The 10,220-nt window shown below is 71.4% G+C and carries 8 protein-coding genes; all 8 read right to left on the bottom strand.

What is annotated here, in order from left to right; all coding sequences use genetic code 11:
• Nucleotides 1-559: 559 nt before the first annotated feature.
• The 8 genes from ACH4ZX_RS32055 to rho all read right to left on the bottom strand — a co-directional run bounded on the left by ACH4ZX_RS32055 (nucleotide 560) and on the right by rho (nucleotide 9,893).
• A complete protein-coding gene (locus tag ACH4ZX_RS32055) occupies nucleotides 560-1,240 on the bottom strand; it encodes a protein-tyrosine-phosphatase (protein WP_398280440.1) in 681 nt (226 codons plus the stop codon).
• The gene (locus ACH4ZX_RS32050) at nucleotides 1,237-1,884 is read right to left on the bottom strand and encodes an L-threonylcarbamoyladenylate synthase (protein ID WP_360753480.1); all 648 of its coding nucleotides are present in this window, start codon (nucleotides 1,882-1,884) and stop codon (nucleotides 1,237-1,239) included. Before ACH4ZX_RS32050 ends, ACH4ZX_RS32055 begins: the two co-directional genes overlap by 4 nt.
• 61 nt (nucleotides 1,885-1,945) lie before the next feature.
• Entirely contained in the window at nucleotides 1,946-2,791 is an 846-nt protein-coding gene (prmC, locus tag ACH4ZX_RS32045) for a peptide chain release factor N(5)-glutamine methyltransferase (RefSeq protein WP_324786201.1), read from the bottom strand.
• 140 nt (nucleotides 2,792-2,931) lie between these two features.
• The gene (gene prfA, locus ACH4ZX_RS32040; RefSeq protein ID WP_324786200.1) at nucleotides 2,932-3,999 is read right to left on the bottom strand and encodes a peptide chain release factor 1; all 1,068 of its coding nucleotides are present in this window, start codon (nucleotides 3,997-3,999) and stop codon (nucleotides 2,932-2,934) included.
• Nucleotides 4,000-4,105: 106 nt separating this feature from the next.
• Entirely contained in the window at nucleotides 4,106-4,330 is a 225-nt protein-coding gene (gene rpmE, locus ACH4ZX_RS32035; RefSeq protein WP_014675000.1) for a 50S ribosomal protein L31, read from the bottom strand.
• Nucleotides 4,331-4,507: 177 nt separating this feature from the next.
• Nucleotides 4,508-5,647 carry an LCP family protein gene (locus ACH4ZX_RS32030; protein WP_398280435.1) on the bottom strand — a complete coding sequence of 380 codons (1,140 nt, stop codon included), beginning with the start codon at nucleotides 5,645-5,647 and terminating at the stop codon, nucleotides 4,508-4,510.
• A gap of 238 nt (nucleotides 5,648-5,885) precedes the next feature.
• The gene (locus ACH4ZX_RS32025; protein WP_398280527.1) at nucleotides 5,886-7,703 is read right to left on the bottom strand and encodes a trypsin-like serine protease; all 1,818 of its coding nucleotides are present in this window, start codon (nucleotides 7,701-7,703) and stop codon (nucleotides 5,886-5,888) included.
• Nucleotides 7,704-7,868: 165 nt separating this feature from the next.
• Entirely contained in the window at nucleotides 7,869-9,893 is a 2,025-nt protein-coding gene (rho, locus tag ACH4ZX_RS32020) for a transcription termination factor Rho (protein ID WP_398280432.1), read from the bottom strand.
• Between the last annotated feature and the right edge of the window lie 327 nt (nucleotides 9,894-10,220).

Below are 10,220 nucleotides of genomic sequence, written 5' to 3'. Positions count from 1 at the left end.
CGCAGGCCGCCAGGCCGGAAGGCCGCCAGGCCGCAGGCCGCCAGGCCGCAGGCCGCAGGCCGCCAGGCCGCAGGCCGCCAGGCCGCAGGCCGCCAGGCCGCAGGCCGCCAGGCCGCAGGCCGCCAGGCCGCAGGCCGCCAGGCCGGAAGGCCGCCAGGCCGGAAGGCCGCAGGCCGCAGGCCGCAGGCCGCCAGGCCGCCAGGCCGGAAGGCCGCAGGCCGCAGGCCGCAGGCCGCCAGGCCGCCAGGCCGCCAGGCCGGAAGGCCGCAGGCCGCAGGCCGCAGGCCGCCAGGCCGCCAGGCCGCAGGCCGCAGGCCGCAGGCCGCAGGCCGCAGGCCGCCAGGCCGCAGGCCGCAGGCCGCAGGCCGCCAGGCCGGAAGGCCGCCAGGCCGCAGGCCGCCAGGCCGGAAGGCCGCCAGGCCGCAGGCCGCCAGGCCGCAGGCCGCCAGGCCGCAGGCCGCCAGGCCGCAGGCCGCCAGGCCGGGGTGCCGTCTTCTGGGGGCCTCGCGTAGCGCTCGGTGCCGGTGGGGTCGGGTGGCGGCGTGTGTGGCTGGGCGGGTCACATGCGGGCCGGTACTCCCGTGAGGGCCGTCACCACCGGGTCCAGGGCCTGGTGTATCTCGTCGCCGACGGAGCGGAAGAAGGGCAGCGGGGCGCCGTAGGGGTCGTAGACCTCGTCCGCCTCGGCCGTCGGGGCCAGGAGCCACCCGCGTAGCGCGGCGGCCGCGCGGACCAGGGCACGCGCGCGCGCCACCACGCCGTCCTCCAGCGGGGGCAGGGTGGCCGGGTCTATCGCCTTCACCAGGCGGGTGAACTCCTTCAGCGTGAAGGTGCGCAGGCCCGCCGAGTGGCCCATGGAGATGACCTGGGCGCGGTGGTCGCGGGTCGCGGTCAGCACCAGATCGGCCATGATCACGTGCTCGTCGAGGAGTTCCCGGCCGACGAAGCCGGAGGGGTCCGCGCCGAAGTCGGCGAGGACCTGCTCCGCGTTGGCCTCCATGGGCGCGCCCTCGTGGCCCCAGGTGCCGGCGCTCTCCACGATCAGCGCGCGGCCCAGGATGCCGAGCCGCTGGCTCACGTAATGCCGGGTCAGCCGCTCGGTGATGGGCGAGCGGCACACGTTGCCGGTGCTGACGTGGAGGATCCGGAAGCTGTCGCGCGGAAGCCCCACGAACGTCGTGGTGATCTCCGCCGCGCTTTCCCCGTTGCCTATGCCACGCCCCGCGTCGGGGGACGTCAATTCGCCACCTCGAGGTCGGGTACGACCTTCCGCAGCTCGTCGGCCGACAGGGCGCCCGCACGCAGCAGCACCGGCACCCGGCCGCTGACGTCGACGATCGAGGACGGGACGTTGCCCGGGGTGGGGCCGCCGTCCAGGTACACGGACACCGAGTCGCCGAGCATCTCCTGGGCCGCGTCGCAGTTCTCCGGCGCCGGGTGACCGGTCAGGTTCGCCGAGGACACCGCCATCGGGCCGACCTCGGTGAGCAGTTCGATGGCGACCGGGTGCAGCGGCATGCGCACGGCGACGGTGCCCCGGGTGTCGCCGAGGTCCCACTGCAGCGACGGCTGGTGCTTGGCGACGAGCGTGAGGGCGCCCGGCCAGAAGGCGTCGACCAGTTCCCAGGCCAGCTCGGAGAAGTCGGTGACGAGACCGTGGAGGGTGTTCGGGGAGCCGATCAGCACCGGCGTGGGCATGTTGCGGCCCCGGCCCTTGGCCGCCAGCAGGTCCGCCACCGCCTCCGAGGAGAACGCGTCGGCGCCGATGCCGTACACCGTGTCCGTGGGCAGCACCACGAGCTCGCCACGGCGGACGGCGGACGCGGCCTCACGCAGACCCGTCGTGCGGTCGGTCGCGTCGTTGGTGTCGTATCGCCGTGCCATATCTAGCGGGCCTCCTCGTACACGAAGTACACGTACTGCGGGATCGAAGTGTCGGGCGTGCTCACGGCAGCGCCTTACGCGCGGTGGCGAACCGCGGGCGGTTGTTGAGGTCGGGGTGGTCGGCCGCGTCGGCCCAGCCACGTTCCTCGGTGAAGATCCACGGCACCTGGCCGCCCTGGGTGTCCGCGTGCTCCACGACGACGACGCCGCCGGGGCGCAGCAGCCGGTGCGCGGTGCGCTCCAGGCCGCGGATCAGGTCCAGGCCGTCCTCCCCGGAGAACAGGGCGAGTTCGGGGTCGTAGTCGCGCGCCTCGGGAGCGACGTACTCCCATTCGGTCAGCGGGATGTAGGGCGGGTTGGAGATGACCAGGTCGACCTGGCCGTCGAGGTCGTGGAAGGCGGTCAGCGCGTCGCCCTGGCGCAGGTCGACGCGGGAGCCTTCCATGTTCTTGCGGGTCCACCGCAGGGCGTCCTCGGACAGCTCCACGGCGTGCACGCGGGAGCGCGGGACCTCCTGGGCGAGGGCGAGCGCGATGGCACCGGAGCCCGTGCACAGGTCGACGATGCAGGGTTCCACGACGTCCATCGCGCGGACGGCGTCTATCGCCCAGCCGACCACCGACTCGGTCTCCGGCCGCGGCACGAACACGCCCGGTCCGACGTGGAGTTCGAGGTAGCGGAAGTAGGCCCGCCCGGTGATGTGCTGCAGCGGCTCGCGCTGTTCACGCCGGGCGATGACCTCCCAGTAGCGGGCGTCGAAGTCCGAGTCCTTCACGGAGTGCAGCTCGCCCCGCTTCACGCCGTGCACGAACGCGGCGAGCTCCTCCGCGTCGTTGCGCGGCGAGGGCACGCCGGCGTCGGCCAGCCGCTGGGTGGCCTGTGCCACCTCCGCGAGCAGCAGGTTCACGCAAGTCCTCCGTGTCGTACTCGTCCGTGCGTCGTGCGTCTCGTGCGTCTCGTGTCGTGCGTCTCGTGTCGTGCGTCTCGTGTCGTGCGTCTCGTGTCGTGCGTCTCGTGCCGTCTCCCGCGTCCGGCGCCCGTGCGCCGCTACGCGGCCGCGAGCTTCGCCGCCGAGTCCGCGTCGACGCAGGCCTGGATCACCGCGTCGAGGTCGCCGTCCAGGACCTGGTCCAGGTTGTACGCCTTGAAGCCGACGCGGTGGTCCGAGATGCGGTTCTCCGGGAAGTTGTAGGTGCGGATCTTCTCGGAGCGGTCGACGGTGCGGACCTGGCTGCGGCGGGCGTCGGCGGCCTCCTTCTCCGCCTCCTCCTGCGCCGCTGCGAGCAGCCTGGAGCGCAGGATACGCATCGCCTGCTCCTTGTTCTGCAGCTGGCTCTTCTCGTTCTGGCAGGAGGCGACGACTCCGGTGGGAATGTGCGTGATGCGCACGGCGGAGTCGGTGGTGTTGACGGACTGGCCGCCCGGGCCGGAGGAGCGGTAGACGTCGATGCGGAGGTCGTTGGGGTTGATCTCCACGTCCACCTCCTCGGCCTCCGGGGTGACCAGGACACCGGCCGCGGAGGTGTGGATACGGCCCTGGGACTCGGTCGCCGGGACCCGCTGCACGCGGTGCACCCCGCCCTCGTACTTCAGGCGGGCCCACACGCCCTGGCCGGGCTCGCTCTGGCCGCGGGTCTTCACGGCGACCTGGACGTCCTTGTAGCCGCCCAGCTCGGACTCGGTGGCGTCGATGATCTCGGTCTTCCAGCCGACCCGCTCGGCGTAGCGCAGGTACATGCGCAGCAGGTCGCCGGCGAACAGGGCGGACTCGTCGCCGCCGGCGCCGGCCTTGATCTCGAGGATGACGTCCTTGTCGTCGCTGGGGTCGCGCGGGACGAGCAGCAGACGCAGCTTCTCGGTCAGCTCCTCGCGCTGCTTCTCCAGCTCCTTGACCTCGGCCGCGAAGTCGGGGTCGTCCGCGGCGAACTCGCGCGCGGTCTCCATGTCGTCGCCGGTCTGCTTCCAGGAGCGGTACGCGGCGACGATCGGGGTGAGCTCGGCGTAGCGCTTGTTCAGCTTGCGCGCGTTGGCCTGGTCGGCGTGGACCGACGGGTCGGCGAGCTTCTTCTCCAGGTCGGCGTGCTCACCGATGAGTTCCTCGACGGCCTCGAACATCTTGGGCTCCTGATACTGCTCGGAAGGGGAAGGCGGGCGACCAAAAACGCCGGTCCAGGCCGCCCCTGGGCAGGGGCGCGGCCGTGGACCGGCGGAATGGGGCTCGCTACTTCTTGGAGCCGGCGGCAGCCTTGCCGAAGCGGGCCTCGAAGCGGGCCACACGGCCACCGGTGTCGAGGATCTTCTGCTTGCCCGTGTAGAACGGGTGGCACTCGGAGCAGACCTCGGCCCGGATGGTGCCGGACTCGATGGTGCTGCGGGTGGTGAACGACGCGCCGCAGGTGCAGCTGACCTGCGTCTCGACGTACGCGGGGTGGATGTCGCGCTTCAAGGTGTCTCCTAGGTTTCGGGAGGGCGCCGGGTCGCCGCCGCGGGATGCGACAGGCGTGAACCGGAGCCGACGTACCAGTCTGCCAGGACTGGCGCCATCCCCCAAAACCGGGGGGCGGGGCGTTCTATTCCGCGTGCGATTCGCGGCCGGTCGGTGGTCGTTCCGCCGGGGGCGCCGTCAGCCGACGACGCCGCCTGCCTCGCCGGTGGCCGTGCCCGTGGTGGCGCCCGCGGGGATCGTCCCGTCGTTCTTCAGGGCGTCCCAGACCTGCTGGGCCTTGGCCTCCTCGACGATCACGCGGTTGGGGTTCGCGGGGTCGTAGCGCACCGGCAGGGTGACCATCCGCATGTTCCGGGAGCTGATGCCCTTCATGCCGTCCGCGAAGGACATCAGCCTCTCGACCGAGCCGAGGTGGGAGTCCGCGGTGAGCGCGCTGGTGGCGGTGTCGGCGAGGTCGTACAGCTTCTTCGGGCTGGTGAAGACGCCGAGGTCCCCGACCCGGTCGACGAGCGCCTTGACGAAGGCCTGCTGGAGCTGGATGCGGCCGAGGTCGGAGCCGTCGCCGACGCCGTGCCGGGTGCGGACCAGGCCGAGGGCCTGCGCGCCGTCGAGGGTGTGGGTGCCGGCCTTCAGCCTGAGGTGGCTGTCGGGGTCCGCTATGTCCTTGGTGGTGGTGACCTGGACGCCGCCGAGTTCGTCGATCAGCTTCTCGAAGCCGGCGAAGTCGACCTCGAGGTAGTGGTCCATACGGATGCCGGTGAGGGATTCCACGGTCTTCACCGCGCAGGCGGCGCCCCCGGTGGAGTACGCGGAGTTGAACATCACACCGGAGGCGGCGTCGTGCGTGACGCCCTTGGTGTCGGTGCACTCGGGGCGGTCGATGAGGGTGTCGCGCGGGATGGAGACCACGTCGGCCTTCCGGTGGCCCTTGTGGACGTGCACGACCATCGCGGTGTCGGAGCGGGCGCTGCCGTCGTCCGCGCCGCCGCCGAGCTTCCGGTTCCGGCCGGAGCGGGTGTCCGAGCCGAGGACGAGGATGTTCTCCGAGCCGTTGTCGGCCTTCGGGGGCCGGGCGGTGCCCAGGGCCCGGTCGATGTCGACGCTTCTGATGTTGCCGTTGAGTCTGAAATAGACGTAGCCGGCCCCGGTGCCGCCGAGCACGGCGATGCCGACAGCGGTCCAGGCCATCAGGATCAGTGCTCTGCGGTGCTCGCTGCGTGGCTTGCGGCCCCTGGCGCGGCGGCTGGCGCGGCGGCGTGGGCCGTTCGTGGCGCTCTCACCCGTTGTGCCGGACTCCGGCGTGCTCTCGGCGGTCAATGTTCTCCTCGCGTCTCCTCCGGTCGGTTACCCCTTGCTGCCTGGGACAGGCCTGGTCGAAACAACACGTACCGCACCATCGTCACCCCACTCGGGCAGACGGGGAAACCCGGGAAAAGGTTGCGCGACGCACTGTGCCCGGCCTCGGGGGAGGCCGGGCACGGTGGGTGATGGCGTCAACGCGAGTCGACGGAGAGCCGACGGGGTCAACGGGGACGGGCCCCGTTCACCTCGGGACTCAGCCCCAGATGTCGTACTGCTGGTATCCGGTGCCGACCGAGATCCGTGTGGCGAAGATCTCACTGGTCGCCTTGCCGGTGCCCGGGTTCAGGTAGAGCGTGCCGCCGGACGTGCGGGTCAGGAGGTCGGCCTTGCCGTCGCCGGTGACGTCACCGACGGCGTCCAGCTTGTTGTAGCCGCTCCAGGTGCGCACCTTGATCCGGCTGGAGAAGCTGGTGCCCGTGCCCTTGTACAGGTACACGGAGGAGTCGTTCCGGTTGCGGGCGATCAGGTCGGCCTTGCCGTCGCCGGTGAGGTCTCCGTGGCCGACCAGGACGTCGTACTGGTTCCAGCCCGAGCTGGAGCCGACCTTCACGCGGGAGCCGAAGGTGCCGTCGCCCTTGCCCGGGTAGATCCACAGGTAGCCGCTGGAGTCCACCGAGAGCACGTCGGGCAGGTAGTCGCCGGTGACGTCGCCGGGGGTGACGATGCGGGTGCGGGTGGTGTTCCAGCCGGTGGCGATCTTCTTCGTGGACCACGCCTGGTTCGACCGGACGTAGCGCGTCCAGTAGACGTCGCCGGTGGCGGAGACCCGGTACACCAGGTCCTCGATGCCGTCCCGGTTCAGGTCGGTCTGCAGCACGACGTTGACGCCGGACCAGTTGCCCCAGGACTCGCGGGCGCCGAACGAGGTGCCCTTGGAGTCCTTCTCGTAGCCGGTCTTGGTGGAGGAGTTGCGCACCAACAGGTCGGCACGGGAGTCGGTGTAGCTGAGGTTGGCGTCGTCCACGCGCGCGTACGCGGCGCCGACGTAGGTGCTGACCTTCGAGAAGACGCTGTAGGCGCCCGCGGCGACGCAGTCCGTCACGCCCCAGGAGACGACGCCGACGATGCGGTTGTTGACAACCAGCGGGCCGCCGGAGTCGCCGTTGCAGGCGGAGGTGGTGCCGGTGTCGCTGCCGGTCGCGGGCTTGCCCGCGCAGACCATGTGGCCCTTGACGAAGTCGGAGCCGTAGTAGCCGGAGCAGGTGGTGTCCGACTGCATCGGCAGCGTGGCCACCTTCAGCGTCGGGGAGATGTCCTGGCTGGTGGAGCTGGTGCGGCCCCAGCCGTAGACCTTGGCGCTGGTGCCGGCCGCGTACGACGCCGTGTCGCCGGACGTCGTCATCCGGATCGGCGTGCCCTTCGCGTGGGTGTCCAGGGTGAGGACGGCGATGTCGTTGTCGATGGTCGCCGCGTTGTACGACGGGTGGTTCCACTGCCGCAGCGGCAGCGGCAGCGGCAGCGAGACGGTGCCGCCGTGCAGGTCGGTGTTGCCGTAGGCGTCGGTGGTCGGCAGCTGCGAGGTGCCGCTGAGGACGGCGCCGTAGTTGTACCAGTCGTAGCCCTTGACGCAGTGCGCGGCGGTGAGGATCTTCGTCGGCGCGACCATGGCGCCGCCGCAGAAGAAGCCGAGGTCGTCGCTCGTGTCGGTGGTGCCCCGGTCGTCGTAGTACCAGAGCTGGACCATCCACGGCGCCGAGGTGATGGTGGTCTCGGTGCCGCCGATGATCTTCGGGTCGACAGTGGAGGTGGAGGTGCTGGTGCTGCTGGTGCTGCTGGTGCCGCTGGTGGTGCTCGCGCTCAGCGAGGACTTGGACGTCGACGCGCCGGCGGTGTCGTCGCCGGCGAGGGCGCCCGCGACGCGCTTCTCCAGCTCGGCGACCGACACGGAGCCGCCGACGGGCTTGACGGTCGGCGTCGGCACCGCGGTGGCCGCGTTCGCCGGTGACGTCAGCAGCGCCGCGGCGACGGCGGCGGCGACGCCCGCCGCGGCGACCGGCAGGGCAAGACGTATCCGGCGTCTGTGGCGACCGCTTCCGGACAGGGGGTGGACAAGGAGGTCCCCCCCCCACAGAGATGAGAAATCGTGGGACGCCCGATGCGCCGCCCTTCTCTCAGCGCAAAAAGGCCGTCTCCTGTCACTCGTGTGACAGGAGACGGCCGGTGAGAAGCCTGTGCCTCAGTCGCCGTTGGGCGTGGGCGTCGTCTTCTGGATCTGCATCAGGAACTCGATGTTCGACTTGGTCTGCTTCATCTTGTCGAGGAGCAGCTCGATCGCCTGCTGCTGGTCGAGCGCGTGCAGCACCCGGCGCAGCTTCCAGACGACGGCGAGCTCCTCGTTGCCGAGCAGGATCTCCTCCTTGCGGGTGCCGGAGGCGTCGACGTCGACGGCCGGGAAGATGCGCTTGTCGGCGAGCTTCCGGTCGAGCTTGAGCTCCATGTTGCCGGTGCCCTTGAACTCCTCGAAGATCACCTCGTCCATGCGGGACCCGGTGTCCACCAGGGCGGTGGCGAGGATGGTCAGCGAACCGCCGTCCTCGATGTTGCGGGCCGCACCGAAGAAGCGCTTCGGCGGGTACAGCGCGGTGGAGTCGACACCACCGGACAGGATGCGGCCGGAGGCGGGCGCCGCGAGGTTGTACGCACGGCCCAGACGGGTGATCGAGTCGAGCAGCACGACCACGTCGTGACCCAGCTCCACCAGGCGCTTGGCGCGCTCGATGGCGAGCTCGGCGACCGTGGTGTGGTCCTCGGCCGGGCGGTCGAAGGTCGAGGAGATGACCTCGCCCTTGACCGACCGCTGCATGTCGGTGACCTCTTCCGGACGCTCGTCGACGAGGACGACCATCAGGTGGCACTCGGGGTTGTTGTGCGTGATCGCGTTGGCGACCGCCTGCATGATCATGGTCTTGCCGGTCTTCGGCGGGGCCACGATCAGACCGCGCTGGCCCTTGCCGATCGGCGACACGAGGTCGATGATCCGGGTCGTCAGCACACCCGGGTCGGTCTCCAGGCGGAGCCGGTCCTGCGGGTAGAGCGGGGTCAGCTTGTTGAACTCCGGGCGACCGCGGCCGTGTTCGGGCGCCATGCCGTTGACGGAGTCGAGACGGACCAGCGCGTTGAACTTCTCGCGCCGCTCGCCTTCCTTGGGCTGGCGGACCGCGCCGGTGACGTGGTCGCCCTTGCGCAGGCCGTTCTTGCGGACCTGGGCGAGGGAGACGTACACGTCGTTCGGGCCGGGCAGGTAGCCGGAGGTCCGGATGAACGCGTAGTTGTCGAGGATGTCCAGGATGCCCGCGACCGGGATCAGGACGTCGTCCTCGGCCAGCTGCGGCTCGGCGATCTCGTCACGGCCGCGGCGGCCCCGGCGGTCCCGGTAGCGGCCGCGACGCCCGCGACGGCCGCCCTCGAAGTCGTCGTCGTCCTGCGGGCCCGCGCCGCCGCGGTCCTGACGGCCGCCGCCCTGCTGCTGGCTCTGCTGCTGGCGCTGCCCGCCCTGCTGCTCGTCACCCTTGCGGCGGTCACCACGGTCACCACGGTCACCACGGTCACCGCGCTCGCGGTCACCACGCTCGCCACGGTCCCGGCCGCGCTCACGGCGGTCGCGGCGGCGGCCCTCGGCGCCGTCACCGGCGTCGCCCTTGGCATCGCCCTGCTGCTGCGTCTGGGCCGGGGTCTCGGCCTTCGGCTCGCTCTTCGCCTCGGCGGCGACGGTCTCGGCGCCCGCCGGGGCGCCGGCCTCGGCGGTGGCGCGGCGGCGACGGCGCTCCGCGGGGGGCTCGGCACCGGCCGGCTGGCCGGGGATCTCGATCTGCTGCTGGGCCACGGCCTTCTCGGCGGGGGCCTCGGCGGCCTTCTCCGCCTTGGCCGGGGCGGAGGCTTCCTCACCCGTACGGGTCCGGGAGGTGGCGCGGCGCTTGGGCTTGGTCTCGGTGGCGGCCTCGGTCTTCGCCGGGGCGGCAGCACCTCCCCCGGCCTGCGCTTCCTTGATGACCTCGATCAGCTGGCTCTTGCGCATGCGCGCGGTGCCCCTGATTCCGAGGCCGGAGGCGACCTGCTGCAGCTCGGCCAGCACCATGCCCTCGAGGCCGGTACCGCGGCGCCGCCGGGAGCCGGCACCGGTGGCAGGCGCGGAGGCGTCCGTGGCGGGCGCGGCAGCGGTCTCCTCGACACGTGCGCCCATCAGATCGGTGGTGTCGCTCACGAAGGGTCCTTCCCTGGAGCGGACGTCGGCCTGTCTGGCTCGGCGACCGGTTGTGCTGTCCGGCAGTGGTCCTTGCTGTGTGGACCGTGCCGGGGCGGTGGTCCGCCAAAGCGGCGGAGGAAATATCTGGTGATGGCGCTTCCCAAAGCCGTGGCACCGAGTGTCCGTGTCACGTGGCTTGGTCGCACCTGCTCCGGAGCGTGCCCGGCAAGTCGCTCAGTGCCCGCGTACGAGGTACTGCCCACGTACGTCGTACGGAACACAGTGCGGCTTGGGAGGCTCCCGGAAGAATGTCTGTCCCGGACGGGGACACGAGGCACCTCGCCA

The organism is Streptomyces sp. NPDC020490, from assembly GCF_044335305.1.
Classification (GTDB): domain Bacteria; phylum Actinomycetota; class Actinomycetes; order Streptomycetales; family Streptomycetaceae; genus Streptomyces.
The sequence above is the reverse complement of the archived record's forward strand: the minus strand, read 5'-3'. Positions and strand labels throughout refer to the sequence as shown.